The organism is Sphingomonas sp. CCH15-F11 (assembly GCF_001557005.1).
GTDB lineage: Bacteria > Pseudomonadota > Alphaproteobacteria > Sphingomonadales > Sphingomonadaceae > Sphingomonas.
In genome coordinates this window covers 31,751-58,298 of record NZ_LSKG01000144.1, presented here as the reverse complement: position 1 = coordinate 58,298, position 26,548 = coordinate 31,751, and the positions used below count along the sequence as shown (strand labels likewise).

The following is a 26,548-nucleotide window of genomic DNA, read 5'->3' as shown; positions in this document are numbered from 1 at the left end:
CCATGGACCATTCGTCCCACATGAACACCCGGAAGATGGGTGCCTATTGGAGCCTTGCCGTTCAGACCGTCATCAGCGGCGTCATCATGTATCTGGTGATGTTCGTCATGATCGACGGGCTCGACAGCTTCTACAACAACCTCAACATGCTCTACATGACGCTGATGATGGTCGCACCGATGGTGGTGCTGATGATCCTCGCCATGCGACACATGTTCGTGTCGAAGGCCGCCAACATCGCGCTGATCGCCGCGTCGCTGGTCGCCTTCTTCGGCAGCTTTGCACTCATCCGCACCCAGACCACGATCGGCGACACGGCCTTTCTGCGCTCGATGATCCCGCATCATTCCGGGGCGATCCTGATGTGCCAGGAAGCAAAGCTCAGCGATCCGGAAGTCATCCGGCTTTGCGAAGCGATCAAGCGCTCGCAGCGGCAGGAAATCGACGAGATGAAGGCCATACTCGCGCGGCGCTGAGTGGCACGGTCGGGCTACGCCCGGATACGTGCGCCCGGCCAGGCATGTGAGCCGGGACGATGGTCGACACGAGGCGCGGGCCGGACGAGATTGCCAGGGAGGTGGTGCGGCTTGCGCCGTTGTTCCTGCGACAGGCTGGCGGCCATGTCCTGACGCTGCTCGATCCTGCCGGGATCGTGCTGAGCTATAATGAAGAAGGCGAGCGTGCCGAATGCTGGCCGCTCGACCGCGTCCTGGGACAGCCCCACGACCTGTTCTACCCGCCCGACGAGATTACGGCCGGCCGGCCGTGCGTAGACCTGGCGGCCGCCCTTCACGAGGGCACGCTGGAGCGCGAAGCGTGGCGGGTCTGCGAGAATGGAGCGGAGTATCTCGCGCGCCTGACGATCAGCGCCCTGTTCGAAGGCGACGCACATCGAGGCTTTGCCTGCATCAGTCGCGATGTCACCGACGAGGCGGCGGTCCGGGCGTCGATCGAGACCCGCGAGCAGCATCTCCAGTCGATCCTGGCGACGGTGCCGGATGCGATGATCATCATCGACGAGACCGGCGCCATCACATCCTTCAGCGCAGCGGCACAACGCCTTTTCGGCTACAGCGAAGCCGAGCTCGTCGGCCGCAACGTCTCCTGCCTTATGCCCCAGCCCGATCGCGACCGGCATGACGAATATCTCGCGCATTATCTCCAGACCGGCGAGCGCCGGATCATCGGCCTCGGCCGCGTCGTGGTCGGCCAGCGCCGCGACGGCTCGACCTTCCCGATGCAGCTGTCGGTCGGCGAGGCCGGTGAAGACGGGCAGCGGTTGTTCACGGGCTTCATCCGGGATCTCACCGCCAAGGAGCAGGATGAGCTCAGGCTCAAGGAACTGCAGGCAGAGCTGGTCCATGTCTCCCGGCTGAGCGCGATGGGCACGATGGCTTCGACTCTTGCCCACGAACTCAACCAGCCGCTTGCCGCGGTCGCGCTCTATCTCGAGACGATCCGCGACATGCTCGACGAGCGGGACGACGAACCCTTCGTGTCGCTGCGGTCGGTGATGGATGATGCCGCCCAGGAAACGCTGCGGGCCGGCCATATCGTCCGGCGCCTTCGCGATTTCGTCGCCCGCGGCGAGGTCGACAAGAGCCTCCACGAGCTGCCGCAGGTCATCGCCGAGGCGAGCCAGCTCGCGCTGGTCGGCGCACGCGAGCGCGGCATCCGCAGCTTCTTTGCGGTCGAGCACGCCGCGACGCCGGTCCTCGTCGACAGGGTGCAGATCCAGCAGGTGCTGGTCAACCTGATGCGCAATGCCATCGAGGCGATGGCGGAGTGTCCGGTTCGCGACCTCAAGGTGGCGACCAGGTTGCGCCCTGACGGGCTGATCGAGGTGACCGTGGCGGATACCGGCCCCGGCATCGCCGACGAGGTCCGGGAGCAGCTCTTCACGGCGTTCAAGTCGACAAAGGCCGACGGCATGGGCCTCGGCCTTTCGATCTGCCGGACCATCATCGAAGCGCATGGGGGCCGTATCTGGATGGAGCGCCCCGACCGCGGCGGCGCGCGCTTTCATTTTACCTTGATCCATGCGCGGGCGGAGGAGGAACATGGGGGATAGACGCGTCATCCATCTGGTCGACGACGAGGAGAGCATCCGCAAGGCGGCGAGCTTTGCGCTCAAGACCGCGGGCTACGACGTCGTGACCTATGCCTCGGGCGTGGAGTTTCTCAAGGAGGCGAAGTCGGCGGCCGTCGGCTGCGTCATCCTCGACGTGCGCATGCCCGAGATGGACGGTCTCGAGGTTCAGGCCGCCATGGCAGCACGCGGGGTCAACATGCCGGTCATCGTCCTGACCGGCCATGGCGACGTGTCGGTTGCGGTGCAGGCCATGAAAGGCGGCGCGGTCGACTTTCTCGAGAAACCCTTCGAGAAAGCCGCCCTGCTCGGCGCCGTCAGCCGCGCGTTCGCGCGTCTCGACGATGTCGACCTTCGTACCCTGGAAACGTCCGAAGCAGGGGTGCGGGTCGCTGCACTGACGCCCCGGGAGCGGGAAGTGCTCGAAAGGCTGGCCAACGGCCTGCCCAACAAGACGATCGCCTATGACCTGGGCTGTTCATCGCGAACGGTCGAGGTCCATCGCGCGAGCCTGATGGCCAAGCTCGAGGTCCGCAATCTGTCCGAAGCCCTGCGGATCGCCTTTGCCGCGGGCATGGGCCGCAAGCCGAAGTGACTGCGACCTCTACGTAGCGACGGGACGAGGCGCGATATGCGATCGATGGTGCAATCGTCACACGGGTGTCCGCTTCTCGCAATGCCATCGGTCCGTTCCACCCAGCATGATGGCAGATACACCATCCTCGTCTCCGACGACGATCCCGGCGTGCGGCGTGGCCTCCAGCTGCTGCTGAGATCGCGCGGCTATGCCGTGTGGGGATATACGACCGGCCGCGCGCTGTTGGCCGACCCCCGCGCGAAGGAGGCGGACTGCGTCATCCTCGACTATCGCATGCCCGACATCGACGGATTCGCGATGCTGCGTCACCTTCGCGAGATCGGATGGTCGGGACGGGCCATCATGATCTCAGGCTTTCACGACACGCTGCTGGCCTCGCGGGCCGCCGAGGCGGGCTTCGATCACGTTCTCGCAAAGCCGTTGATCGGCAGGGCTTTGCTCGATGCGTTGGACCGGCACCGCGCCGAGACGCTTCGAAAGCATTGAACTGTGGCAACCTGCCCCCGGCGGCCTCAGCCCTGCGCGATGTGGACAGCGGTCAGCGACGTCAAAGCCAGTGGTTGCGTTTGAACCGGATGTAGAGTCCGATGCAGACCGCAGCGATGACGCCGAGGATGACGAAATATCCCCACTGCGTCTTCAGTTCGGGCATATTCTCGAAGTTCATCCCGTAGATCCCGGCAATCGCGGTAGGCACCGCGAGGATCGCGGCCCAGGCGGCGAGCTGACGCGTGATCGCACCCTGGCGCTGCTGTTCGAGCAGGTGACTCGCCTCGAACACCGAGATCAGGATGTCGCGGATGCCGGTGATGGCGCTCTCAACCCGGAGCATGTGATCGAGCAAATCACGGAAATAGGGTTTGGAGGCCTCATCAAGCCGCGGAAGCTGCAGGTTCACCAGCTTGCGACCGACCTCGAGCATGGGTCCGAGCACGCGTTGGAAGCGGACGAGCTCACGCCGCAGCGTGAAAATCCGGGTCACCTCCTCGCGGGTGAGAAAGGCTGCAAGCATGCGCTGCTCCATCTTGAGGACGTCCTCCTCGATCGCCTCGACGATCGGGAAATAGCCATCGACGATGAAGTCCAGAATGGCATGGAGCACATAGTCCGGGCCCTCGCGCAGCAGGTCCGGCGTGATTTCGAGATGCGCGCGAAGCTCGCTGTGCGAGCGTGCCGAACCCTGCCGAACGGTGATGAGGAAATTCTTGCCCAGGAAAATCGCGGTGGAGCCGTAGGCGATATGATCGCCTTCAAGATGTGCCGTCCTGGCGACGATGAACAACTGGTCACCGTAGACGTCGAGCTTGGAAATCTGGTGGCCGTTGCCGGCATCTTCCACGGCAAGCGGGTGAAGGCCGTAATTTCCGGCGATGTCGGCAAGTTCTGTTTCGCTGGGCTGGGAGAGGCCGATCCACACAAAGTCATCCTTGGCGATATGCTCGCACGCCGGATCGATCAGGGTCACCGGCCGCAGCCGTTTGCCCTCGTGATAAAGAAAGGCGGCGACGACGCTCATGGCACTTTCCGGTGCCGCCACCTGCGGCGGCGACCGGAAGCCGTGTGCCTCGCCCATTGAGACGCGTGCACAAGCAGGCGCGCCTCGCCCTTTAACCCCAGTCGCAGGAAGACGAAGGCGGCGCGCAGCAATTCGAGCGAGAGCTTATAGAAGATGCGGCGGAGCGTTGGGTTTCGCAGAAGGCCGCTCCCGTTCATGACGCGCGTGGCTGGGCGGCGCGCTGCCACATCAAGGGCACGCAGACTGCGAAGGTCCGCGCACCCTTGATTGGCGACCGCGAAGGTTTTCCTCTCTTGCGATGGTACCAAGCGATTGCCCGTTTGGCGCTTCGGCAATCGTGTCGGATGGCTATACCTAAGTATCGGATAGCGGCGCTGACGACAGGGGTTGCCGGGCCCCGGTGAGGCGCATCGCACCGCGCGGAGACGAAAGCTGGAAGACGGGAAAGCTCAACTGTCGAAAGCGACCGAGCGCGCGAGCGCTTCCTGGGACTGCAGAAAGGCGAGCCGCGATTGCAGCGCCGCCTGGACAACGCCGAAAGCGTCACCCCCCAGAGTCACGCGCAGCGGCGGATGGTCGCTGGTTGCGACATCGACGATCGCTTGCGCGATCTTTTGCGGGTCGAGCGTGTAGAGCTCGTTTCCGGCGGTCTCGAACATCTTGCGGATATCGCCGGCGGGCGTATCGCGATAGGCGGCGATCTCGCTGGCGAATTGCAGGTTGTGGCTGAAGCTGGTGCGCGCGCCACCCGGCTCGATCAGCGTCACGAACAGGTTGAAGGGTTCAAGCTCCTGGCGGAGGCATTCGCTGAAGCCCTCCAGGCCCCATTTGGCCGCATGATAGAGACTGCTCGTCGGAAGCGAGCCCTGACCGCTGGCGCTGGAGATCTGGATGATCCGGCCGCTCCCGCGCAGGCGCATCGCGGGGACAAAGGCGCGGGTGATGTGGATGGGCGCCATGAGATTGAGCGCGATCTGGCCTTCGACCTCGGCGTCCGACATCTCTTCGGTGGCGCCGATCACGCCGCCGCCGGCGTTGTTGACCAGAATATCGACGGGTCGACGCGACTGCGCCCGGGCCACGACCGCAGCAATATCGTCCTTGACCGTGACGTCGAGCGCTTCGACGCGCAGCTGGCTCGGATATTTCGCCGCAAGGTCGTCGAGGCTTTCGGGCCTGCGGGCCGTCGCGGTAAGGTCGTCGCCCGCGGCCAGGATCAGTTCGGCCAGATGGCGGCCAATGCCGCTGGACGCGCCCGTGAGAAACCAGTGATTGGACATATGCTGCTCCATATATTACCAACTGGTAGGTAGCTTTAAACGTGGAACGCGTCAATGCTTGGAGGTGTGATGAAGCAACGAACCCGGCGGAATGCCGCACAGAGCCGCGAGACGCTCCTGGCTGCAGCGACCGAGGAGTTCGCGTCCCATGGGCTGGCGGGCGCGCGGATCGACCGCATTGCGCAGGCGGCGGGTATCAGCAAGCCGATGCTCTACACCTATTTCGGGGACAAGGAGGCGCTCTTCGACGCCGCGCTGACGCAGGAAGTGATGGACGCGGCGCAGGCCGATCGCTTCGATCCCGATGATCTTGAGGGTTATGCGGGGCGCACCTATGACTTGCTGGTCGAACGCCCGCGCTTGTGGAGGCTACTGACCTGGCATCATTTGGAGCGTGGCCAGGATGTTCTGATGCTCCCGGCCGGCGAGGTCCTTCTCGGGGAAAAGCTGGACGGGATCGCAGCGGCGCAGGCCGAGGGGCGGATTATCGCCGACTTCACGCCCATGGACGTCGTCCGGCTTGTCGCCGCCCTCACCCAGCTCTGGTGCATGACCGGAGCCGCACGCGACGCTACCGAGCATGCGGCGCGCAGGGCGACGATCATGCGGGCGGTGGGGCGACTGCTGCGCGTGTGATCGTGCGAGGCGCGCGTTGCCCGCCCGCGCGCCGATCAGGACACAGCAAGCTCCATCGCACCCCGCGACATTACCCGACCGCGAAGATACGGCGGCTCATCTGCTCGCGCTGCCCGTGGGCACGGCGGGCCGAGCGACGATCAGAATTGCGCGGCCACAGCCGAACCGGAGTGGATCGGCAAGTGAGCCCGTCGCAGCGCGATGACCTCAGGTCGCAGGCCTTGATGCGCGACGTTTCGTCAGCAGTCGTTTGAGATCCTTCGCAAGGCGATAAAACAGAATGACGATCCCGGTGACCACGATGAGCAACGTCGCCGATGCAGCGACAACGATCAGTGGATGGTTGTAACTGCGCGAGGCGCCAAGGTTCATGATATGGATTTTGTAAAAGAAATCATAGAAGTCCCACAGGTCCGAACGGCGACTGAGCACCTCTCCGGTGAACGGATCCAGATAGAGGCGACTATGCTCCTTGTCGGCGAAGCTGGCGCGCCACAGCGGCCCGCCGACCTGCGCTTCCTCGGGCGCCGTTTCCTGATAGTCGACCGCCTGCAGCCTGCCGGGATCCTTTGTAGGACATCAGAGCATAGCGCCGAGCGTCTGCCAGACTGATCTCATCGACATTTTCGCCAGTGTAGGCGTTCCACCAGCTTTCGCTTCCGCCCCGCGCCTTGAGGACCCATATCGGACCGCGCGGCGTATTTTTGAGCGTGGCCTCGTTGAGGTCGGTGTGGCATGCGATCTTCGATCCCATGCGACGGAAAGCGGATAGTGCAGACGCCCCCGCCTGCAAAATCCCTCGCGAGCTATGGCAAATCCGGCTCGCCGCTGGATGCCCCCGCGCGCCACAAGCGCGCGGGGATCCGGGGGTCAGAAGGGCACGTCGTCGTCGAGCTCAGGATCAGGGTCGCCGGCCTCGTCGGACTTCGATTTCGCCCGGCTGAGGAAGTCGATCGTCTCGGCGATGATCTCGGTGCCGTAGCGCTCGACGCCGTCGCCATCGGTCCATTCGCTGTAATGGATGCGGCCGCGCACCAGCAGCTTCATGCCCTTGGTGCAATGCTCCTGCACGGTCTTGCCGAGGCCATTGAACGCGGTGATCCGATGCCATTCGGTGTCCTGGACGCGGTAGCCTTTCTCATCGCGAACGACCTTGCCTTCCGAATAGCGGGGACGCGAGGTCGCCAGGGTGAAGTGGGTGATGCGGGTCCCGCCCTGGGTGGTGCGGCTCTCCGGATCCATGCCGATATTGCCGGCAAGAATGACGATGTTCTGCATGATCAAATCTCCGTTGCTTCCGTCCGAGGGACCGTCCCTCCGACGAGACCCGGCCAAGACCGGCGGGAGACGAGGGCATCGACGCGCAAGCGGCGACCCGACCCACAAGGGCCGGAGTGGTGCGGGCAGGCGCGCGAGCGACAACCCGGTCCGGCACCGCGGGGGTTGCCCCACGGCAACCGTCCGGGCTTAGGGGATCAGTCAGGCGGAGGGCGCTTTCCCTCGGCGCCAGGCAACGGCAGAGCCATGTCGCAACATCGCGATGGGCCGAGCTCAGGACATGGACTGCCCGCAATGACTGGTCCGGTTGTGTAGTTAGTTGATCTGCGCCTCTGATACCAGCCTGGGCGGGAGGCGGAGCGTAGCGGAGCCGAGCGGCCAGGCTGGCATCTTGATCGTCTCCGGGGCCGGTGGTCGATATCCGAGACTGCTGTGGGGCCGTGCTCGGTTGTAATGATCGCGCCACCAGCCGGTGACGATCCGCACCTCCTCAAGGCTGTAGAAGATTTCGCCGTTGAGCAGTTCATCTCGCAGACGGGCATTGAAGCTTTCGATATAGCCGTTCTCCCATGGGCTGCCGGGCTCGATATAGAGGGTAATGACGCCAAGCCTGCCGAGTCACTCGCGCACCGCATTAGCGACGAACTCGGGGCCGTTATCGGATCTGATATGCTCGGGCGGCCCATGCTCGATGAACAGATCGGTCAGCACGTCAATCACGTCGTTCGACCGGAAGCGCCGCAGCGGCACCATCGCCAGGCATTCCCGGCTGAACTCGTCGATAATGTTGAGCATTCGGAACTTGCGACCGTTGTGCGTCTGATCCTCGACGAAGTCGTAGGACCACACATGCCGCGATGCTCCGGGCGCAGCCGGATGCACGATCCGTCGCCGAGCCAGAGCCGCCGCCGTTTCGGTTGCCGCTTCGGCACTTTAAGACCCTCCCGCCGCCAGATACGCTCAACCACTGACAGGCTGACCTGCCAGCCCGCCTGGCCCAGCAAGACATGGATGCGGCGATAGCCATACCGGCCATAGTCCTTGGCCAGCGCGATGATGTCGGCTGTTAGCCGCCGCTCGTCGGCATCATCCTTCGGTGGATGGCGCTGTGTCGAACGATGCTGGCCCAGAACACGGCAGGTCCGTCGCTCCGATACCGGCAACGCGCGACGGATCTGCTCGATCGCCTCACGGCGACGGGAGGGACTCAAAAAGTCAGCTTCGACGCCTCTTGCAGGATCGCCTTGTCGAGCGCGAGGTCGGCCACCAGCTTCTTCAGCCGCGCATTCTGGCGCTCCAGATCCTTCATTCGCCGCGCCTGGTCGACCTTCAGCCCGCCATATTCCTTGCGCCACCGATATAGCGTCTGCTCCGCGATCCCGATCTGGCGGCAAGCCTCCACCGCTGTGCCGCCTCGCCCCACAATCACCTCTACTTCACGCAGCTTCGCTATGATCTGCTCCGGCGTAAACCTCTGACGTCCCATACATTTCTCCAATTCTCATGCCCAAATGGGCTCTCTTCAGAATTGGACCAGTTTTTCCAAGGTAGACCACTATCCCTCCGTCAGACCGATGCCAGCCTCACAGGAGGTTTCGGGCAACAGCGGCAAGACTGAGTGCAAGCGCGACAAGGCTGGGAATGATGACCGCCGCCCCGCAGATGAAGGCAAGGACGCCCACCCAATTCCAACTCGGTGCCTGCATCATCACTTCGTCCTTTGCCCAATGGTGTCCACACCACCATCCTTATCGCAAACGATTTGCCTCGCCCTCGGTTTCGGGTCGCCAATCATCAGGTTCGACAAGAGGCTGGTCTGACTTGGCGTCGGTCACGACTCGCTCGGCCGCTCCATCCAGATCATCATACTGCCCGGTGCGCATCGACCAAAGAAAGGCGCCCAGCCCAGCAAGGCCCATCAGCAGCGCGACCGGCACCAGCCACAGGATCCCGCTCATCGGGTAGCGGCCAGGGGAACGAGGGTCGGTGCCGGCGCTCGCCTGCTAAGCCGTGATCCGCGTGCTGCGGGAATTCGCAGAGAGTTCGCAACGACCGAAATCGACGAAAGCGACATGGCGACGGCAGCAAGCAGTGGGGTGACATAGCCCGCCATGGCCACAGGAATCACCAAAAGGTTATAACCGACGGAAAGCGCCAGGTTCTGGCGGACACGTTGCCGGGCCGCGCGCGCGATCTGCACAGCGCGCGGAACCGCATCGAGATCCTGGCCGAGATAAACAATATCCGCGGCCGCCCGACCGATGTCGGCGGCATTGGAAGGAGCCATCGAAACGTGCGCCGCCGCCAGTGCCGGTCCATCGTTCAGCCCATCACCCACCATCAAGGTCAGGCGCTGACTGTCCGCCAGCGCCTGAAGCCGCTCCACCTTATGCTGCGGCAGCAATCCGGCACGCCAGTGGGCGATACCGATCGCGTTCGCGAACCCCGACACAGAAGCAATGTGATCGCCCGAAAGCAGTTCGATAGGCAGCCCAAGCGCGTCAAGCTTGGCCACCGCTTCCCGCGCACTCGTCTTTTCAACGTCCAAGAAGGCAAAATGGCCGGCAAGCTCACCATCGACCGAGAACACGGTCTGGAAACCGCCACTCTCGCCCGTGCCTGGATTCAAAGCCCAATCGGCACGCCCCAGGCGAAACAGATGGCCGTTCCGCTGGCCCTCCAAACCCCGGCCCGGCAGCTCGGAAAAACTGTCCAGATCGAGGCCGGACAAGGCGCCGCCGTTGGCGGCAATCGCGCGTGCGACGGGATGGTTGGAACGCGACGCCAGCGCCATCACGATTGCGCGATAGGGTTCATCGATGGCGATCTTGCTCACTCGCAAATCGCCATGAGTGAGCGTGCCGGTCTTGTCAAAAATCACGGTATCGACCTGTGCAAGCCGCTCGAGCGCGCTTCCATCCTTGAGCGCGATGCCGTGCTCGAACAAGCGCTTCGCCGCGGCGACCTGAACCATGGGTATGGCGAGACCAAGCGCGCAGGGACAGGTCACAATGAGCACCGAAATGGCAATGGTCAGCGCCCGATGCCAATCGCCTGTGTCAAGGAACCACCCGGCAAACACGGCCAAGGCCAGCGAATGGATGATCGGCGAGTAATAGGCCGCAACACGGTCGGCGAGACGGCGATAGCGTGCTCTGCCCTGCTCGGCCGCTTCCATCATTCGCACCATTTCGGATAGAAAGGACCGCGCGTGGCTGTTGGTCACACGCACCTTGAGCGAACCATTGAGATTCAGCATGCCCGAAACGAGCGTGCTTCCCGGTCGTACCGGCACCGGCATCGCCTCGCCCGTGACCGCGGCAGTGTCGAGATCGCCCTCGCCCGCAAGGACAAGACCATCCAGCGGAACACGCTCGCCTGGCGCGACGAGGATGACATCACCCACCGAGACATCCTCGAGCGGTCTAAAAGCGCGCGATCCATCCGTGCCGATTACATTCGCGCCCGCAGGCGTCATTCGCGTCAGCCCGAGCACGGCCGAACGGGCCTTGTCACGCATGGCATGGTCGAGCGTTCGTCCGACAAGCAGGAAAAAGATCAGCGTCACGACCGCGTCGAAATAGGCATGGCGTCCGAAATGCAGCGTGTCGTAGATGCTGAGACCCAGTGTCAGGACGATGCCGATCGAGATGGGCACATCCATATTGGTGCGTCCCGCGCGCAATGCCGACCATGCCGACAAGAAGAAGATGCGCCCCGAAAAGAATACCGCGGGAAGCGCGAGCAGCGCCGAGATGAGATGGAACAGCTGCCGCGTAGCGGGGTCGGCGCCTGACCAGACCGACACCGAAAGCAGCATGATGTTCATCGCCGCGAAGCCGGCGACCGCTGTCGCGACGATCAGCCGGCGCTTTTCGGGATCGGCGCGTTCGTCCGGTTGGCTGAGAAGATTTGCCTCGAAGCCCGCCTCGTTCAGCGTTGCCAGCAAAGGCGGTGCACTCGCGGTTTGCGCTTGCCGCCATGTGACGGTCACACGCCGCGTCGATAGATTGACCCGAGCCGCTACGACGCCCTCGAGGTTACCAAGGATGCGCTCGATCTTCGCCATGCATCCGCCGCAATGCGCGGTCGGGACCGACAGTTGCGTCCTCATCGTTCCGTCATCCAGCGATTGGCTGGCGAAGATGAGTTCATCGACCGATTGCCCGGTCAATGATGTCGGCGCCTGGACGGCAGGCATGGCATGGCTGGCCATGTCTAGGCCTGCGTGTCTGAGACCGCGCGATAGGCATGCCATGTGGCATGTCCAAGCCACGGGAAGATGACGATGAGGCCGATCAAGCCCGTAGCCGCGCAGAGTATGAAAAGCGCAAGGACGATGGCGCCCCAGACGATCATCGGCGCAAGGTTGTTCCAGACGAGCGCCGTGCTTGTTCCCATCGCCGTGAGCGCATCGACCTTGCGATCGAGGAGCATCGGAATGGCAAAAACACTGATCGCAAAAGCGAATGAGGCGAACAGGCCGCCCACCGCCGTGCCGACGCCGAGAATAATCCATCCCACCGGCTCGGTCAGCAGGAAGGCGGTTATGTGAGGCAGGCCGGGAAAGGGGCGCACGCCGAAGAACAACGCATAGATGAGCACCGCGGATCGCATCCACAGTAGCATCAGCAGGCTGAGCAGGACCCCGGTGAAAAGCACCTGCGGGCCCGCCGCCGGTTTCACCAGGAGCATTTCGCGCAGCGACGTATCGCGTCCCGCTTCTCGGTTGCGGCTTTTCTCATAGAGTCCGATGGCCAGCAGCGGGGCAATGATCATGAAGCCGGCGAGCGCGGGAAAAAGAATATAGTCGCGGCCATACAGCGCGAGCATCGCGACAGCAGCGAGAGACAGAAGGAAAATGCCCAGACCGTAGGCCAGGCTCGGCATCGGCCGATGGAAAAGATCCTGCCATCCGGCCTTGAGCCATTGGAAGCCGATGGAAGCGGGAAGATGGCGCTGAAACCGCGCGCTCTTCGTCTCCTCGATGCCCGAGGTCTGGCTCAGCAAGCCATAAGAGGGGCTTTTATCGCTCATGTCCCGCTACCTTTCAGCATGCCGATTTCGCCGCGCGATACTGCCCGCTCCCGTTCGCGCGTTCCTTCAAATGTCCCACGCATTCGGGCTGCGAGCGAAAGGCGACGTAGAAAAAATGCGCGTTCGCAAGAACGAACAGCAAAAGGCCTGCTGCCACCAGCGTCCAGACCAGCCACCGGGATCGGGATCGCATGGCCGTCATCGCTGAGGCGCGCTCAGCGAATGAACATAGAGCGCCAATATCTTGATATCCGAGTCCGTAAGCCGCTCGTCCCATGTCGGCATATGCCCCTGGCGTCCGCCATGGACGGTCTCCACGATCTGATCGATGTCTCCTCCATAGATCCAACGCGCGTCCGTCAGATTGGGAGCGCCGACATCGCGCTTCCCGCGCGCATCCTCGCCATGGCAAATCGCGCAATTGGCCATGAAGACCTCGCGCCCCGATACAATCGACGTCCGATTGGCATTCGTCACGAACTTGGGATGCGACAAGGCGTAGACATAGTTGGCCGCCAGACTGACCTGATCGGCATCGAGTATCCCGTCGCGTCCGAACGAGGGCATCTGCGAGACGCGCCCCTGCGGATGCTCCACATTGACCCCAACGCGCATGGTCTGCGCGATCGTCTCAAGGTCGCCGCCCCAGATCCAGTCGTCATCGGTCAGATCGGGATAACCATAACCCCCCTTGGCATTAATGCCGTGGCAGGCGGCGCAGTTGTCGCCGAACAACCGGTGGCCGGTGCTACGCACGATGGTCATGAGCCGGGGGTCGGCCGCGATCTGCTCGAGGTTCTCGCTTTCGATCCGCTTTATCCAGTCGGCCCGTCCCGCCTGCGAATCGACCAGGTGCTTTTCGACCGAGGTGCGCTGGTCGATGTTGAGAATTCCCTTGGTGTAGGTGTCGCCCAAGGGCCAAGTCGGCATGAGAATCCACCAGGCGAAAGCGAAGAGATGGGTGACGATCAGAAAAATCAGCACACCCTTGGGGACCGGCGTATCGAGCTCCTTGATGCCATTCCAGACATGGCCGGTCGTTTCATGACCGCTGACGGGATCGCGCTCTACGTCCATGGCTTGTCGTCCTGATCGAGAACGCTTTGTTTGGCTCGGTTGAACTTGCCACGATTGGACGGCCGGAACGTATAAATGAGGACACCGATCATCAGACCGATGAGGTAGAACAGCCCCCAGCTTTTCGAGAATGCAACAAGAGCCTCGTGGCTTATGTCCATGCCTGCCTCCTCATGTCATTTCACCGGCTCTGGCGGCTTCTGCGGCGCGGCCGTATTCTTGTACGGCACGTCGGTCAGCCGGCCGAGAACCTGAAGATAGGCGACGAGCGCGTCCATCTCGGTGACCTCGGTCGCCACATCGTCGAACACGCGAACCTGCGTTTCTTCGCCATACCGCTCGGTGATACCGGACGAGGTCGAGCTTTCCGGTGTCGCCTGGTCGAAGGCATCGACGCTCGCATTCTCGATCATGGCATCGGTGTAGGGCACCCCCGCGGCCCGCAGCGCCTTGAGGTGCAAGGGCAGATCAGCGAGGCGCAAGGGCGTCCGCGCCAGCCAGGGATAGGCCGGCATATTGGAATCGGGCACCACATCGCGCGGATTGGTCAGATGGGCGACGTGCCAGAAATCGGAATATTTGCCGCCAACGCGGGCGAGGTCGGGTCCGGTGCGCTTCGAACCCCAGAGCATCGGATGGTCATATTTGGATTCGACCGCGAGCGAATAGGGACCATAGCGCTCAACTTCGTCCTGCAGCGTCCGGATCATCTGGCTGTGACAGGCATAGCATCCTTCGCGCACATAGATGTTTCGCCCCGCCAGTTCGAGCGGCGTGTAGAGCCGCATGTCTGGCGCCTCCTCGACCGTCTCGTCGATCGTGAAAAGCGGAGCGATCTCGACGAGGCCGCCGACACTGGCAGCCGCGATGATGGCGAGCACGAAGCCGATCGCCGAACGTTCGAGCTTGCGATGAAACAGTTCCGCCACGGCTCAGGCCCTCCCCGCCGCCGTCGCGGCCTGTAGCGGGACGTCGCCTTCGAACGGCGCCTGGGCCGAGGCGGCGCGAATGGTCCTCCACATATTGTAGGCGCCGATCACAGCACCGATCAGGAACAGAAGGCCGCCGAGCGTACGCGCGATGTAATAGGGATACATGGCTCTGAGCGAATCCAGGAAGGAGTAGGCTAGCGTGCCTTCCTCCGTATAGGTCCGCCACATCAGGCCCTGGATGATGCCCGAGTTCCACATGGCAAAAATGTAGACAAGAGTGCCGGCAAGCGAGAGCCAGAAGTGCCACTCGACCAAGGCGGGCGAATACATCGCCTCGCGCTTCCACAAGGACGGCACCAGCGTGTAGAGCGAGCCGAAGGTGATGAGCGCCACCCAGCCGAGCGCGCCGGCGTGAACATGGCCAACCGTCCAGTCGGTGTAATGCGAAAGCGAATTGACGGGCCGGATGGCGAGGAACGAACCTTCAAAGGTCGAGATGCCATAAAACACCGCCGCGACCATCATGAAGCGGAGCGTCGCATCATCGCGCACGCGGTGCCAGGCGCCGTTCAATGTTAGCAAGGCGTTGCCAGCCGAAGCCCATGACGGCACGAGGAGCATCACCGAGAAGGTCATGCCCAGCGTCTGAACCCAGTGCGGTAGGGCGGTATAATGAAGGTGGTGGGAACCCGCCCACATGTAGAAGAAGGTAATGCCCCAAAAGCTCAGGATCGAGAGACGGTAGGAGAAGATCGGCCGCTGGGCCCGGATGGGCAGGTAGTAATAGAGCATGCCCAGGAAGCCCGCCGTCAGGAAGAAGGCGACGGCGTTATGACCATACCACCACTGCACCATAGCATCCTGGACGCCCGACCAGATGGTGTAGCTCTTCGCATGGCCCAGCGAGACCGGAATCGCGAGATTGTTGATGATATGGAGTATCGCGACGACGAGAATGAAGGCCATGAAGTACCAGTTGGCCACATAAATGTGTGGTTCCTTGCGGCGTGCGAGCGTCCGGATGTAGAGGATGAAGTAGGTCACCCAGACGATCACCAGCCAGATGTCGGCATACCATTCGGCCTCGGCATATTCCTTCGATTGGGTAACCCCGAGCAGATAACCGCTGGCCGCGAGGATGCAGAACAGGTTGTAGCCCACCAGCACGAACCAGGCCGAAAGCTGATCGGGAAGACGCGCCCGCGAGGTCCGCTGCACGACATGCAGCGAGGTGGCGATGAGCGCGTTGCCGCCAAAGCCGAAGATCACGCCGCTGGTGTGCACCGGTCGCAAGCGGCCGAAGCTCGCCCAGGCACTGTCAAACGTCAGGTCAGGGAATGCCAGCAGCGCGGCGACCCAGACCCCCACGAACATCGCCACCACCGCCCAAGCCATGCTGGCGATGATGCCGGCCTTGATGGGCTCGTCATAGTAGCTTTGCAAACGGGATTTTGGCGGTTCCGGTCCCCAGATGCCGCGGATTACGATGATGGCGCAAATGGCGGCAATGGCCAGGATCAGCCAGCCGTGGATTTCCATTGTGTCCTGATTGCCTGCCGCTGCGAGAACGAGGCCGCACAGACCGACGGCAACGGAAATGGCGAGCGCGATCTGGCGTTCGGTCTCGGTCAAGGTCAGTATCATGGCCGATCTATTTCCCCCCTCATCGGTCATCGCCACGGGCTGACAGCGCAGCAGCAGGTTCGCTCCCGATGGGAACACAGCTCGCGCCGAACCAGCAACACGCGGGTCGGACGGAAGTTCCCAACTATTGCCCTGCCGTCTCCCGCGGTAAACACCAAAAAATCAGTGGTCAGCGTCGCTCGCCACGCATCGCGGCCGAATTTGAACCTGTGTTTGGCGACGGCGCAATGGACTTTTGCCGATCAAGCTCTTGGACCGTTAAGCCTGTGTCCAAGACTGGCTCGACCTCCGTCTCCGATCGGTCAGGACTGAGCGGCAGCCGCTCTTCAGCATACTGCGGTCGAATCAGCGTATCGCCGCCAGGTATCGTCCGTCGTCGGCACGGAAGAGCACTGACCCATTGCTGTTGACGGACCATGAGGTCACATCCTGCAGAATGGCCAGGAACCTGGTTTCCTGGTTCCCGAGCGCCGGCACGCAAGCCCGGCGCGTCACGGCGAGCGGTCCGATCCGAAGCGACTGTTCCTCGATCGAATAGTCGCCGGTGAACCTGTTGCAGCCGGCCGATCCGCTCACTCGGCCGTCTTGCGAAAACTGCACCGTCACATTGGATTTGTCGATCAGACCGGTCTGATTGATGTCCTCCACCTTGAATTGCGGGCCGATCAAGCCTGAAGCCGCCGGGCGGTCACCAACGCGAACCATATTGAGCGTCCCCAGATCCTGCTCGAACCGCGTGGGATCGACCGAATGAACCGTATCCGTGGTCCATATCGGGTTGCCCTCGGGATCGGTAATCGTCGCACGGACTGCGTAACGCATGTTGGTCTTCAAGTCCTGTTCCTTCACCCTAATCGAAAATGGCAAAGGAACCTGCTGCCCTGCTGTCTCGCGCGTTTCCTTGGCAATGATCACCGATCTCGCATCGGCGCGCGAAACGTCCAGCAGTCTCACGTTGAATTTCGCGCGGGCGGGCAGAGCGATGCGCTGTCGATAGGATGCGTTGCCGGTTACGACCTTGTCTCTCAGCTCCGCAATGGGGGCTTGGGGATCGACGTATCGCGCGCCTGTCGCGCAGCCGCCGAGCGCGAGCATGGTCATCGCCAGTACGGCTGTGAATGGCTTGTTGAACATGGCGTTTCACTTTGCTGTGCGATTGGAGCGGAAGAGAGCAGGTCAGGCGGAACCCATGGCATCGGCAATAATGGGAGGGCTTCGAGCGGCAGTCCTGTGGGAATCGACTTCGCATAGGATGGTTCCGAACCACGAACGTCCGATGGCGGGCGGAAGATTGGGCTGGATTGGCGCGGGCGGCCCCGGCGGATATCTGATCCCCTCTTGGGAGACAGCCACTGAATTTTGGAACCACACGAAAAGCGCAGTCTAGAACCCGTGGCTTCCCGCCACTGCGCCGAGAACCGTGACAGCCGCGATACCCAGCAATATTCGGTGAAGTGTCTCCATTCGGGCAAAATCTGCGGCGGGCTTGACCGATGTCATCATTCGGCGGTGGAGAAACAGCGGCTCGATCACGAAAAGCATCGCGGCGAACACGGCCCACAGCCCTACCATCGCATGCATCCACCAGAAGCGAAGATCGAAAAAGCGGTCCCACATCTGCGCGCGATAGATCATCCAGAAGCCGCTCAGTCCTGCCAATAGCACCCAGATGCGCGCCTGCGCCGCAAAGCGCCCCTCCAGTCGATGAAAGGCCGCCAGCCGCTCCGCCGGCGGATTGGCGGCGCGCACGGACGGCATCACCACAAGCGTCACGAACGCCACGCCGCCGATCCAGACAAGGACCGCCAGGACATGAACGGCCCGGGCCAGGATGATGTCGTCCATGCCTCCGCTCCCTCAGGCCGCGAGCAGTTCGTCGGCCGGGCCGAAGAACTCATAGTGGATCCTGTCCGACGGCACACCCGCCAGCGACAGGGTCGAGACCGCATGACGCAGGAACGGACGCGGCCCGCAGATGTAATAGTCCGCTTGTGCGACCGGTGTGCTGGCGACCAACCATTCATCGGTAATTATGCCGGCCACATCGTAGTCGCTGCCCTCTGTTTCATCCTCGAGCGGGGTCTGGTGAAAATCGGTGATCGCGATCGATTGGCCATGGCTCGCCACAGCGCGGACATGGTCGCGCATCGCATGGGTGTCGCGGTCATGCGTGCCGTGGATGTAATGAACCGGCACTTCGGCGCCGTTCTGAACGAGGGCTTCGAGCATCGCCACCATCGGCGTCAGGCCCACGCCGCCCGACAGCAGTACGACCGGCCGTTCGACATGATCGGCGAGGAAGAATTCGCCAGCAGGCGCGGCCACCTTCAGGATCGTCCCGGGTTTCGCCTCGTCGTGCAACCAGCCCGACGCGAGCCCTTGCGGCTCGCGCTTGACCGAAATGCGATAGGTTTCGCCATTGGCGGCGGCCGAAATCGAGTAGTTGCGCTTGACCGGCGGATGTCCGGGAATTTCGAGCCAGAAGGTAAGATACTGGCCCGGCTTGTGGCGCATGACGGGGCCGCCGTCGACGGGGCGAAGGACAAAGGAATTGATGACGCTGCTTTCGCGCACAACGTCTTCGACGCGGAAATCGCGCCAGCCGTTCCAGCCGCCGGCCGCGTCCTTCTGTTCGGTGTAGACGCGCTGTTCCCGCGCGATCAGGATATTGGCGAGAAACCAGTAAGCTTCCCCCCAGGCCCCGAGGATTTCGTCGGTCGCCGCATCGCCCAGCACCGCCTTGATCGCACCGAGCAGTGCTTCGGCGACGTGCGGATAGTGCTCCGGCAGTATCTGGAGACCGACATGCTTTTGCGCGATGCGCTCGACCGCGGGAGCCAGCGCGCCGAGATTGTCGATATTGCTGGCATAGGCGAGAATGGCGCCGGTGAGCGCGCGCGGCTGCGAACCGGCGTCACCATGATGCGACTGGTTGAAAAGATCGCGAATGTCCGGGTTCTGGAACATCCTGGAATACATTTCATGCACGATATCCAGACCATGCGCTTCGAGCGCGGGGACCGTCGCCTTGACGAGCGCGATGGTCTGATCGCTGAGGGGCTGCGACATAAACTTCTCCTTGTTGGAAGGGATTCGAGTTTCCCGGCGATCAGGCGCCGGGCGGCTGATCATAGAAATCGACCCGCATTTTCATGGCGCCGATGGGCGTCACGAAGTGCGGCTGCTGCGGCAAGATCAATCCGGGCCGTTCGGGCGTCAGGACAACCTCCGACGGTGGATCGAGATAGGTCAGCCGAAGCTCACCCTCCAGAACGCGGATCAAACCCCAGACACCCGCCTTGGTATCATGGCGTGCCCGCAGGGCGGCCGGGAGCGTGTCCTGATCGAACACCGGCGTCGAACGATAGGGTAGAATGTCAGGCATGGGTGGGTACTCGCCGTTCGCAATGAATGGACCCGGCCTCGCCGTCAGCGACGCTTGGCCGATCGAGCCGAAAAAACATGGCAAGCTGCAGGCTCTCGGCAATCCGCTTCGCTTTCGCCTGCAGAGCCGCAGCTGCGTCGGGCGCCATCATCTCGTTTGTCGTACAGTCCCACAGCGCGAGCCAGCGGTCGAAAAGCGCTGGCGTTATCCTCGACCTGTGCTTCAGGTGCGCTGGCACGGGCTGGCCCTTGTATCGGCCACTGGCGAGCATGACGGATGACCAGAACGCCGCCAGCTTTTCGAGATGTTCCGGCCAGTCATCGATCGCGTCGTTGAAAATCGGCCCCAGGTCGGCATCTGCGCGAACGCGCGCGTAGAAGGCGTCGACAAGCTGCTTGAGCGCCTCATCCTTCAGTTCCAGCTCGGTCATTCGCCCGACTCCAATCATGTATCCCGAATGCATCTATACTTTTCCCTGAAAACATGCAAGATGAATACATCTTAATGCGACGAGCTGAGGAAGAGAGTGGGAACGCCCCATGAAACTGACCCTGTTCACCGACTATTCGATGCGCGTGCTGCTCTATCTGGGCGCGCGGCCTGACCGCCTGTGCTCGATCGGTGAGGTCGCGCAGGCCTACGGAATCTCGCAGAATCACTTGATGAAGGTGGTGAACCAACTCGCACGCAGTGGTGATGTGGAGAGTGTGCGTGGACGGTCGGGCGGCATCCGCCTGGGGCGGCCGCCCGAAGAGATCAACATCGGCGCACTCATACGCCAGACCGAGGACGGCTTCGGTCTCGTTGACTGCGGCGGATGCGTGGTCGCGCCTGCATGTGGGCTGACGGGCGTGCTGAAGGAGGCGCTCGGCGCGTTCCTGGCGGTACTTGACCGCTATACGCTTGCCGACCTGCTGACGAAGCGGCGAGATCTCGCGTCGCTCTTCGAGCGTAACGCGGCCGATCGGTTCGAAACCCCTGCGGCGCCAGATGGATGATTGACGTCTTGGCGCATCGAAGCCGAAAAGGAGGAACGTGACATGTTCTGTCCAGAATGTGGTGAACCGGTCGATCCCGCTCCCTTTGACGGTCGTCGCCGCGCGTCGCGGTCATGGATCGCCGCAGGACTCCAAATCGGCGCGCGATGGGTAAAGGTATTGCGCGCTGGACGCTCCAAGCCGGACCGCACGCGGCAGTCCGCTTGCCCGTCTTGCTCCAATCATAAAACCACGAACACGGAAAGGAATTGAACGATATGGCCCTTCACCACGCAGCGCCCGGAGAAGTCGTCGATCTCTTGCCCGAGAACGTGACGACACATGAAGAACATTCCACAGCGATCGTGAAGGCGGACCATTTCGAAACCATCCGGCTGGTGATCCCGAGCGGCACCGAAATGCGCCAGCATCAGGTGCCGGGCAGCATCATGCTGCATTGCCTCGAGGGCCATGTGAAAGTCGAGCTCAGCGCAAGCTCGATCGAACTGCGGCGTAACCAGTGGGTCTATCTCGAAGGAGGCGCGCCGCACTCGGTCAAGGGCGCGGAAAACTCTGTGCTGCTTCTGACGATCCTCTTTCCGCCTGTAGAAGGATCACAGGCAAAAGCCGGCGCCGAGACCTTGGCGGTCGATGCCTATGACGATTGCGACTGTGTCGACCGGTGGGAAGCGGAAGGCGGTCCGGTCGTTCAATCGGATCAGCCTGCCCCCAGGAAGAATTGATCACGGGCGGCATGATGGCACGGCGCGCAGCGCGCTAGTCGCTTTGCTGTACCGCCTCGTAGCCCATAGGGGAGAACCATGGATCGAACACGTCAGCTCTGGATTTGGCTTCTATCATTGCTGGCAGTCTCTTTTGCCGTCCTGCTTCTGGTTGGCCGCGACATCAGCATTCAGGCGCCGCCGCTTCCCGCCAAGGTCGTGACCGCAAACGGCGAAACCGTCTTCACCCGTGCCGAGATGCAGCGTGGCCGCCAGGTCTGGCAATCTATGGGCGGCATGCAACTGGGCTCGATCTGGGGACACGGCGGCTACGTAGCGCCCGATTGGTCAGCCGACTGGTTGCACCGGGAATCACTGGCACTTCTCGATCTCTGGGCACAGCGGGATCTGGGCGGCGCCTTTGAGAGTTTAAACGAGGAACACAAGGCGCTCCTCCAGCGGCGGCTGCAAACGGAAATGCGCCGAAACACGTTTGAAGCGAGCACGGATACCATCACGATCAGCAACGATCGCGCGGTGGCAATCGAGCGGGTGGCAAAGCACTACGTCAATCTGTTCGGCAACGACCCCGCCACCGCCGAGCTGCGCGAAAACTATGCCATGAAGAACGATACGGTCCCCGACGCAGGGCACCGAGCCGCCATGACCTCCTTCTTCTGGTGGACGGCCTGGGCGGCCACAACGGAACGACAAGGGCGGACGACAACGTATACGAACAACTGGCCGAGCGAGCCGCTGGTCGGGAATCGCCCACCATCAAGTACATTCATCTGGTCGGCCTTCAGCGTCACCTTCCTGCTTGCCGGCATCGCGCTGTTGGGTTGGCACCATGCGGTGACGCACGGACGAAGGGAGAAGGAGCACGACCTCCCCGCGAAAGATCCGCTGTGCGAGATCGCGGTGACGCCTTCGATGCGGGCGACAGCCAAATATTTCTGGGTCGTTCTCGCACTGTTTCTCGCGCAGATCATGCTGGGTGCAATGACGGCCCACTATCAGGTCGAGGGGCAGCTGGTTTATGGCTATGAAGCGGCCGAGATCCTGCCCTATTCGATCACCCGCACCTGGCACACGCAGCTTGCCGTGCTGTGGATCGCGACAGCCTGGCTGGGAACGGGCCTCTACATAGCTCCTGCGATCTCGGGCCATGAACCGAGGTTCCAGGCTCTGGGTGCCAACATCCTCTGGGCCTGCCTCCTGATTATCGTCGTGGGCTCCTTTGCCGGGCAATGGCTCGCGGTGATGCAGAAACTGGGACTGGAGAGGAACTTCTGGTTCGGACACCAGGGCTGGGAATATGTCGATATGGGGCGCTTCTGGCAGTGGTTTCTCTTCATCGGCCTGATGCTCTGGCTTGTGCTCGTCGGCCGGGCGCTCTGGCCTGCGCTCAAAGAGAAGTCCGAATCCCGCCACATCACGATGCTGTTTTTCCTATCCGCCGTAGCCATCGGACTCTTCTACGGTGCCGGGCTGTTCTGGAATGAGCATACAGCGCTCTCCATGATTGAATATTGGCGTTGGTGGGTGGTCCATCTGTGGGTCGAAGGCTTTTTCGAGGTGTTCGCCACCGCGGTCATCGCCTTCCTCTTCACGCGCCTCGGCCTCATTCCGACACCCACCGCCACGGTCGCCGTCTTGTTTGCCACGATCATCTTCATGGCAGGCGGAGTGCTGGGAACGTTGCACCATCTCTACTTCGCGGGAACCTCGATCGCGGTGCTGGCGCTTGGCGCGAGCTTCTCAGCGCTCGAGGTCGTGCCGCTCGCCTATATTGGCTTCGAAGCTTATGAACACTGGAAGCTGAGCAGCGCGACACCCTGGATGCAGCGTTATAAATGGCCCGTCATGTTCTTCCTCGCGGTATCCTTCTGGAATCTCGTCGGAGCAGGCCTGTTCGGCTTCCTCATCAATCCGCCGCTGTCGCTCTATTACATGCAGGGTCTCAATCTGACGCCGCTGCACGGACACACCGCATTGTTCGGCGTATACGGCATGTTGGGCGTCGGGCTCGTCCTGTTCTGCCTGCGTGGCATGTTGCCGAACCTGATCTGGAACGAAGGCGTGCTGAAGACGAGCTTTTGGTGCTTCAACATCGGCCTTGCGTTGATGGCGCTCCTGACCTTGCTGCCACTTGGTACGCTTCAGCTGATCGCCGCGATTGACAAGGGCTACTGGTACGCTCGCTCGGCCGAGTTCATGCAGCAACCGGTGGTCGATCTGCTGGTGTGGCTGAGGGTTCCTGGAGATATCGTCTTTTCTGCCGGGGCGGTAGCGCTCGCCTGGTTTGTCGCCAGTCTTTGGCTCAGACCCCGGTCTGACGACAGCGAGGCGCAAATTGCACAGTGATCGATCGAGGAGTCCGATGCCGCGCAGTCCCAGCCAACCCTTGCTCGTGGGCTAGCCACGTTCTGTCGACAAACGCCACACTTGGATGCGAGTTTCGGTGAACCTTTTGTCCATGCGCACCAAACTTCTGTTCGCAGGTCTGGCAGCCGGGTCGATGGCTGCTCTATCCTCGCCCGCGATTGCTCAGATGCCGCCCGGCTCACGGGACTGTTCATTCCAGTCGCTATCGCCGGAGGAAAAGTCTCGGTACCAATCCCGTTACCGGCGCCGCGTGCGCGTCGATGGGCAAGCTTTTGCCGATAAATGGCTGTATGAACAGGTGTGCATGACAGCCTCTGAGCGCAAAGCCCTCCGGCGTCCCCGCAAGGGCAAAAACTGCCGCGCCGTTTCGCGCCCCGTCACCAGCTTGGACGGATCCATGACAGTTGGCATCGGGCGCAAATGCGACTGACGCGCTCGATGCCGCACATGGCGATCATGGTGCGTTTCCAGGAGGGGACCAAATCCTACGCTAAGAATTTTGGCCAGCGATATTCTTCGCCGGTCAGGGTTATGTGCTCCCACCCCGCTCCTTACGGAGATCGAATCCACTGATCACTGAATTCTGACTTTAGAAACGTTTCTTGAATCGGGATCCATGGATGAAAAGGGGCCGACTCTCTGCATTCAGCGAATATTCGAACGCGAAGGCAGAAGGCCGGCCTGATCGATCAGAAGCTGATCGTTGCCGTGCCCCAAAAGCGGCGCCCTTCATCGAGCATCCAGTTGCCGTCGAGACCATCAAACCGGCCGCGGTCATCGACCGGCACGATCTTGTCGGTGACGTTGAGCACCGCCGCCCTCAGCGCGAAATTCTCATTGATCGTGAAATTGATGCCGACATCGAAGGTCGTGCTCCCTTCACGGGTGCGGGTGTTGAGCGCGCCGTTGCGGAACCCGCTGAAAGTCTGCTTGCCCGAGTAGTAGCCGAGCACATAGGCCGCGATCTGCTCGGTCGCTTGCCAGTCCAGGCGAACGTTGGCCATGTGCCTGGGCGTCTTGTCGAGCGGCGTTCCGTCAAGCGAACTGCCGTCGAAAGCGGGCTCGCCGCCACCCTTCCGGACGGAATCGGTGTAGGTATAATTCGCGGTCAGCAGCAATGCCGGGGTGATCGGCAGTCTGCCATTCACTTTGTCAAACGGCGCGCAAACGGGACCCCGTATAGGCGTTGAAGGGGGACCCCCTTTTCGAGATTGAGCGGAGGGTTGATGCCCTGCGCTGTGTGCGGCGGAGGTCGGGCGTAGCCCGGCCGGAGGCGTACACAGCGCAAGTTCGTTTTGAAGCTGGGGTGAGAGTGGCGGCTAACTGCGGTTTTTGAAGCGCCAGCTGTCGTTGCCGGTCTCGACGATATCGCAGTGATGAGTGACGCGGTCGAGCAGAGCCGTGGTCATTTTGGGATCCCCGAACACGGTAGGCCATTCGCCGAAGGCGAGGTTGGTCGTGATAACGACGCTGGTGCGTTCGTAGAGCTTGCTGATCAGGTGGAACAGGAGCTGGCCACCAGAGCGCGCGAACGGCAGATATCCCAACTCATCGAGCACCACCAGGTCGAGCCGTGAGAGCTGTCCCGCCAGGGTCCCGCCCTTGCCGATCCGGGCCTCCTCTTCGAGGCGTGTCACCAGATCGACGGTGTTGAAGTATCGTGCCCGAGCCCCTTTGCGCACGACGTTGGCGGTAATCGCGATGGCGAGGTGGGTCTTGCCGGTGCCCGTGCCGCCGACGAGCACGATGTTGCGACGCGCCGGTAGGAAGGAGCCATCATGCAGGGAGCGGATCAGTCCCTCGTTGATCGGCGTCCCTTCGAAGCTGAACCGCTCCAGGTCCTTCACCACCGGCAGCCGCGCGGCCGTCATGCGATATCGGATCGAGGCGGCGTCGCGATGGGTGGCTTCCGCGCGGAGCAGATCGGTCAGGATCTCCATGGTGGTGCGCTGGCGCTGGAGGCCGGTGGTGACGGCCTCGTCGAACGCGGCCACCATGCCCTTGAGGCCCAGGCCGCGCATTGTGTCGATCATCTCATGCCGCTGCATCATAGCCTCGCAGTCGGTCATAGCTGGCACAGTCGGCGATCGGCGGGTGACTCAGCATCCGGTCTTCCGAAGTGACGATGCTATGGGGCGTCGCCGGCTCGCGGCGACGGGAGAGGATGTTGAGGATCAGGTCGTCGCTGACCGTTCCGCTCGCCAGCGCTTCGCGCACCGCCGCCTCGACCTGCTCCAGCCATCGGTGAGCACGGCCGAGAGCACCCGCACGAACCTGCGATCCGCCTCATCCCCGTGCCCCAGCCTGCGTCGCAGGCGATGGAGGGATGGCGGCAACTCCCAGTCCTGGAACGGCGCGCCGTTGCGCAGGGCACCGGGCTTGTGGGCCAGAACCGGCAGATAATGCCAGGGATCGTAAATGGTGCGGTTCCGCCCGAAGTGACGCTCATGTTCCCCGACGATCTCTTCGCCGCAGCGGATGACGATCCGGCCCGCATAGGCGCGCACCTGCACCGTGCGCCGCGCCGCCCTGGACATGACCGAGTAGCGGTTGCGGTCGAAGCTGATGAGGCAGGTGCCGGTGACGGCATGCTCGCTCTCATGGAAGCCATCGAAGGGCGCCAGGATCGGCTGCAGGACAGGCCGCTCCATCTCCAGCGCCTAGGCCACGGTGATATCGCCGCGCTCGGGATGGGTGTGGTGCTCGGCCCAGCGCCGGCACTCCGCCTTCCTTCTCACGATCTGGCTTTTGAGCCATTCGAGCATGGAATCTTTTGCCATCATGGGCGTCGTCGTCGCTCTCGGCAGCATCGTCTACCGGGCCAGCATCCGCCGGTCATCAACGTAGGGGTCACGACGGTGGAGCGAGCGGTCGGCTCTTCAAGCCCAACGCGATCGGCTCATTTCTCGCTCACCAGTCGTGAACTAACGGCAAATTTGTCAGAATTTGAGGGTGAAAGTGATTTATGGCCCTCATTTTTGTTTCAAGC

27 protein-coding genes and 2 pseudogenes are annotated in these 26,548 nt (G+C 62.3%); 8 read left to right on the top strand and 21 right to left on the bottom strand.

Translation table 11 applies throughout. The annotated features are described in order from the left end of the window. The first annotated feature begins 2 nt into the window (after positions 1–2). From AX709_RS15000 to AX709_RS14985, 4 genes are all read left to right on the top strand, one after another. Entirely contained in the window at positions 3–476 is a 474-nt protein-coding gene (locus AX709_RS15000) for a DUF305 domain-containing protein (protein WP_015449253.1), read from the top strand. A 59-nt stretch (positions 477–535) separates the two neighbouring features. Next, positions 536–2,071 carry a sensor histidine kinase gene (locus AX709_RS14995; protein ID WP_066550575.1) on the top strand — a complete coding sequence of 512 codons (1,536 nt, stop codon included), beginning with the start codon at positions 536–538 and terminating at the stop codon, positions 2,069–2,071. After that, positions 2,061–2,684, top strand: coding sequence for a response regulator transcription factor (locus AX709_RS14990; protein ID WP_013039093.1), 624 nt, complete (start codon positions 2,061–2,063; stop codon positions 2,682–2,684). Before AX709_RS14995 ends, AX709_RS14990 begins: the two co-directional genes overlap by 11 nt. Before the next feature lie 81 nt (positions 2,685–2,765). Further along, positions 2,766–3,173, top strand: coding sequence for a response regulator (locus AX709_RS14985; RefSeq protein WP_021245219.1), 408 nt, complete (start codon positions 2,766–2,768; stop codon positions 3,171–3,173). A gap of 61 nt (positions 3,174–3,234) precedes the next feature. Here AX709_RS14985 and corA read toward each other — a convergent pair whose 3' ends face one another. Together corA and AX709_RS14975 are read right to left on the bottom strand one after the other, a co-directional pair. Continuing rightward, positions 3,235–4,203, bottom strand: coding sequence for a magnesium/cobalt transporter CorA (gene corA / locus AX709_RS14980; RefSeq protein ID WP_004212726.1), 969 nt, complete (start codon positions 4,201–4,203; stop codon positions 3,235–3,237). A gap of 449 nt (positions 4,204–4,652) precedes the next feature. After that, a complete protein-coding gene (locus tag AX709_RS14975; RefSeq protein ID WP_066550611.1) occupies positions 4,653–5,483 on the bottom strand; it encodes an SDR family oxidoreductase in 831 nt (276 codons plus the stop codon). A 69-nt stretch (positions 5,484–5,552) separates the two neighbouring features. Here AX709_RS14975 and AX709_RS14970 point away from each other — a divergent pair, with 69 nt between their 5' ends. After that, the gene (locus tag AX709_RS14970) at positions 5,553–6,119 is read left to right on the top strand and encodes a TetR family transcriptional regulator (protein ID WP_066550571.1); all 567 of its coding nucleotides are present in this window, start codon (positions 5,553–5,555) and stop codon (positions 6,117–6,119) included. Positions 6,120–6,326: 207 nt separating this feature from the next. On the opposite strand, the gene AX709_RS18355 is transcribed toward AX709_RS14970, so the two are convergent. The 16 genes and pseudogenes from AX709_RS18355 to AX709_RS14885 all read right to left on the bottom strand — a co-directional run bounded on the left by AX709_RS18355 (position 6,327) and on the right by AX709_RS14885 (position 19,902). Continuing rightward, entirely contained in the window at positions 6,327–6,674 is a 348-nt protein-coding gene (locus AX709_RS18355) for a PepSY-associated TM helix domain-containing protein (RefSeq protein ID WP_082731804.1), read from the bottom strand. Positions 6,675–6,989: 315 nt separating this feature from the next. Beyond that, on the bottom strand, positions 6,990–7,397 hold the full coding sequence (locus tag AX709_RS14960) for a single-stranded DNA-binding protein (RefSeq protein ID WP_004212722.1): 408 nt from the start codon (positions 7,395–7,397) through the stop codon (positions 6,990–6,992). Between the two features lie 315 nt (positions 7,398–7,712). Further along, positions 7,713–8,883, bottom strand: a pseudogene (locus AX709_RS14955) (IS3 family transposase). Between the two features lie 97 nt (positions 8,884–8,980). After that, positions 8,981–9,106, bottom strand: coding sequence for a hypothetical protein (locus tag AX709_RS19410; RefSeq protein WP_004212719.1), 126 nt, complete (start codon positions 9,104–9,106; stop codon positions 8,981–8,983). Between the two features lie 39 nt (positions 9,107–9,145). Next, positions 9,146–9,355, bottom strand: coding sequence for a cbb3-type cytochrome oxidase assembly protein CcoS (gene ccoS, locus AX709_RS14945; protein WP_004212718.1), 210 nt, complete (start codon positions 9,353–9,355; stop codon positions 9,146–9,148). Beyond that, positions 9,352–11,613 carry a heavy metal translocating P-type ATPase gene (locus AX709_RS14940; protein WP_004212717.1) on the bottom strand — a complete coding sequence of 754 codons (2,262 nt, stop codon included), beginning with the start codon at positions 11,611–11,613 and terminating at the stop codon, positions 9,352–9,354. The genes ccoS and AX709_RS14940 overlap by 4 nt, the downstream gene beginning before the upstream one ends. 2 nt (positions 11,614–11,615) lie before the next feature. Next, positions 11,616–12,434, bottom strand: coding sequence for a DUF2189 domain-containing protein (locus tag AX709_RS14935; RefSeq protein WP_004212715.1), 819 nt, complete (start codon positions 12,432–12,434; stop codon positions 11,616–11,618). Positions 12,435–12,632: 198 nt separating this feature from the next. After that, positions 12,633–13,511: a cytochrome-c oxidase, cbb3-type subunit III gene (gene ccoP, locus AX709_RS14925; RefSeq protein WP_004212713.1), complete on the bottom strand. Its 879-nt coding sequence runs from the start codon at positions 13,509–13,511 to the stop codon at positions 12,633–12,635. Then, a complete protein-coding gene (locus AX709_RS14920) occupies positions 13,502–13,672 on the bottom strand; it encodes a cbb3-type cytochrome c oxidase subunit 3 (protein WP_004212711.1) in 171 nt (56 codons plus the stop codon). Before AX709_RS14920 ends, ccoP begins: the two co-directional genes overlap by 10 nt. Before the next feature lie 15 nt (positions 13,673–13,687). After that, a complete protein-coding gene (ccoO, locus tag AX709_RS14915; RefSeq protein WP_004212709.1) occupies positions 13,688–14,440 on the bottom strand; it encodes a cytochrome-c oxidase, cbb3-type subunit II in 753 nt (250 codons plus the stop codon). Between the two features lie 3 nt (positions 14,441–14,443). After that, entirely contained in the window at positions 14,444–16,087 is a 1,644-nt protein-coding gene (ccoN, locus tag AX709_RS14910; RefSeq protein ID WP_004212708.1) for a cytochrome-c oxidase, cbb3-type subunit I, read from the bottom strand. A 345-nt stretch (positions 16,088–16,432) separates the two neighbouring features. After that, entirely contained in the window at positions 16,433–17,221 is a 789-nt protein-coding gene (locus AX709_RS19230; protein ID WP_004212707.1) for a YbaY family lipoprotein, read from the bottom strand. Between the two features lie 249 nt (positions 17,222–17,470). Continuing rightward, on the bottom strand, positions 17,471–17,932 hold the full coding sequence (locus AX709_RS14900) for a hypothetical protein (RefSeq protein WP_004212706.1): 462 nt from the start codon (positions 17,930–17,932) through the stop codon (positions 17,471–17,473). Between the two features lie 12 nt (positions 17,933–17,944). Continuing rightward, complete coding sequence (hmpA, locus tag AX709_RS14895; protein WP_004212704.1) at positions 17,945–19,156, bottom strand: NO-inducible flavohemoprotein; 1,212 nt, start codon at positions 19,154–19,156, stop codon at positions 17,945–17,947. A gap of 40 nt (positions 19,157–19,196) precedes the next feature. Next, on the bottom strand, positions 19,197–19,472 hold the full coding sequence (locus AX709_RS14890; protein WP_004212703.1) for a DUF1971 domain-containing protein: 276 nt from the start codon (positions 19,470–19,472) through the stop codon (positions 19,197–19,199). Further along, positions 19,465–19,902, bottom strand: a complete 438-nt coding sequence (locus AX709_RS14885) for a group III truncated hemoglobin (protein ID WP_004212701.1) — start codon at positions 19,900–19,902, stop codon at positions 19,465–19,467. Before AX709_RS14885 ends, AX709_RS14890 begins: the two co-directional genes overlap by 8 nt. 109 nt (positions 19,903–20,011) lie before the next feature. Here AX709_RS14885 and AX709_RS14880 point away from each other — a divergent pair, with 109 nt between their 5' ends. From AX709_RS14880 to AX709_RS14870, 3 genes are all read left to right on the top strand, one after another. Beyond that, positions 20,012–20,470 (top strand): Rrf2 family transcriptional regulator, encoded by a 459-nt coding sequence (locus AX709_RS14880; RefSeq protein ID WP_066550566.1) that lies wholly within the window; start codon positions 20,012–20,014, stop codon positions 20,468–20,470. Positions 20,471–20,727: 257 nt separating this feature from the next. Next, on the top strand, positions 20,728–21,192 hold the full coding sequence (locus tag AX709_RS14875; protein ID WP_004212697.1) for a cupin domain-containing protein: 465 nt from the start codon (positions 20,728–20,730) through the stop codon (positions 21,190–21,192). Positions 21,193–21,270: 78 nt separating this feature from the next. Then, positions 21,271–23,538 carry a nitric-oxide reductase large subunit gene (locus AX709_RS14870; RefSeq protein ID WP_066550559.1) on the top strand — a complete coding sequence of 756 codons (2,268 nt, stop codon included), beginning with the start codon at positions 21,271–21,273 and terminating at the stop codon, positions 23,536–23,538. A 710-nt stretch (positions 23,539–24,248) separates the two neighbouring features. On the opposite strand, the gene AX709_RS14865 is transcribed toward AX709_RS14870, so the two are convergent. From AX709_RS14865 to AX709_RS14855, 3 genes and pseudogenes are all read right to left on the bottom strand, one after another. Next, positions 24,249–24,707, bottom strand: a complete 459-nt coding sequence (locus tag AX709_RS14865) for a TonB-dependent receptor domain-containing protein (RefSeq protein WP_004212694.1) — start codon at positions 24,705–24,707, stop codon at positions 24,249–24,251. 171 nt (positions 24,708–24,878) lie between these two features. Beyond that, entirely contained in the window at positions 24,879–25,607 is a 729-nt protein-coding gene (istB, locus tag AX709_RS14860; RefSeq protein WP_025549137.1) for an IS21-like element helper ATPase IstB, read from the bottom strand. Beyond that, a pseudogene (locus tag AX709_RS14855) lies at positions 25,594–26,288 on the bottom strand (Mu transposase domain-containing protein); the annotation flags it as partial. The gene istB and the pseudogene AX709_RS14855, both read right to left, overlap by 14 nt. Positions 26,289–26,548: the final 260 nt, after the last annotated feature.

What these genes read in the sequence shown, in the direction of transcription:
- AX709_RS15000 (WP_015449253.1), top strand. Translation starts at nt 3, where the DNA reads ATGGACCATTCGTCCCACATGAACACCCGGAAGATGGGTGCCTATTGG.
- AX709_RS14995 (WP_066550575.1), top strand. Translation starts at nt 536, where the DNA reads ATGGTCGACACGAGGCGCGGGCCGGACGAGATTGCCAGGGAGGTGGTG.
- AX709_RS14990 (WP_013039093.1), top strand. Translation starts at nt 2,061, where the DNA reads ATGGGGGATAGACGCGTCATCCATCTGGTCGACGACGAGGAGAGCATC.
- AX709_RS14985 (WP_021245219.1), top strand. Translation starts at nt 2,766, where the DNA reads ATGCCATCGGTCCGTTCCACCCAGCATGATGGCAGATACACCATCCTC.
- corA (WP_004212726.1), bottom strand. Translation starts at nt 4,203, where the DNA reads ATGAGCGTCGTCGCCGCCTTTCTTTATCACGAGGGCAAACGGCTGCGG.
- AX709_RS14975 (WP_066550611.1), bottom strand. Translation starts at nt 5,483, where the DNA reads ATGTCCAATCACTGGTTTCTCACGGGCGCGTCCAGCGGCATTGGCCGC.
- AX709_RS14970 (WP_066550571.1), top strand. Translation starts at nt 5,553, where the DNA reads ATGAAGCAACGAACCCGGCGGAATGCCGCACAGAGCCGCGAGACGCTC.
- AX709_RS14960 (WP_004212722.1), bottom strand. Translation starts at nt 7,397, where the DNA reads ATGCAGAACATCGTCATTCTTGCCGGCAATATCGGCATGGATCCGGAG.
- AX709_RS19410 (WP_004212719.1), bottom strand. Translation starts at nt 9,106, where the DNA reads ATGATGCAGGCACCGAGTTGGAATTGGGTGGGCGTCCTTGCCTTCATC.
- ccoS (WP_004212718.1), bottom strand. Translation starts at nt 9,355, where the DNA reads ATGAGCGGGATCCTGTGGCTGGTGCCGGTCGCGCTGCTGATGGGCCTT.
- AX709_RS14940 (WP_004212717.1), bottom strand. Translation starts at nt 11,613, where the DNA reads ATGGCCAGCCATGCCATGCCTGCCGTCCAGGCGCCGACATCATTGACC.
- AX709_RS14935 (WP_004212715.1), bottom strand. Translation starts at nt 12,434, where the DNA reads ATGAGCGATAAAAGCCCCTCTTATGGCTTGCTGAGCCAGACCTCGGGC.
- ccoP (WP_004212713.1), bottom strand. Translation starts at nt 13,511, where the DNA reads ATGGACGTAGAGCGCGATCCCGTCAGCGGTCATGAAACGACCGGCCAT.
- AX709_RS14920 (WP_004212711.1), bottom strand. Translation starts at nt 13,672, where the DNA reads ATGGACATAAGCCACGAGGCTCTTGTTGCATTCTCGAAAAGCTGGGGG.
- ccoN (WP_004212708.1), bottom strand. Translation starts at nt 16,087, where the DNA reads ATGATACTGACCTTGACCGAGACCGAACGCCAGATCGCGCTCGCCATT.
- AX709_RS19230 (WP_004212707.1), bottom strand. Translation starts at nt 17,221, where the DNA reads ATGTTCAACAAGCCATTCACAGCCGTACTGGCGATGACCATGCTCGCG.
- AX709_RS14900 (WP_004212706.1), bottom strand. Translation starts at nt 17,932, where the DNA reads ATGGACGACATCATCCTGGCCCGGGCCGTTCATGTCCTGGCGGTCCTT.
- hmpA (WP_004212704.1), bottom strand. Translation starts at nt 19,156, where the DNA reads ATGTCGCAGCCCCTCAGCGATCAGACCATCGCGCTCGTCAAGGCGACG.
- AX709_RS14890 (WP_004212703.1), bottom strand. Translation starts at nt 19,472, where the DNA reads ATGCCTGACATTCTACCCTATCGTTCGACGCCGGTGTTCGATCAGGAC.
- AX709_RS14885 (WP_004212701.1), bottom strand. Translation starts at nt 19,902, where the DNA reads ATGACCGAGCTGGAACTGAAGGATGAGGCGCTCAAGCAGCTTGTCGAC.
- AX709_RS14880 (WP_066550566.1), top strand. Translation starts at nt 20,012, where the DNA reads ATGAAACTGACCCTGTTCACCGACTATTCGATGCGCGTGCTGCTCTAT.
- AX709_RS14875 (WP_004212697.1), top strand. Translation starts at nt 20,728, where the DNA reads ATGGCCCTTCACCACGCAGCGCCCGGAGAAGTCGTCGATCTCTTGCCC.
- AX709_RS14870 (WP_066550559.1), top strand. Translation starts at nt 21,271, where the DNA reads ATGGATCGAACACGTCAGCTCTGGATTTGGCTTCTATCATTGCTGGCA.
- istB (WP_025549137.1), bottom strand. Translation starts at nt 25,607, where the DNA reads ATGCAGCGGCATGAGATGATCGACACAATGCGCGGCCTGGGCCTCAAG.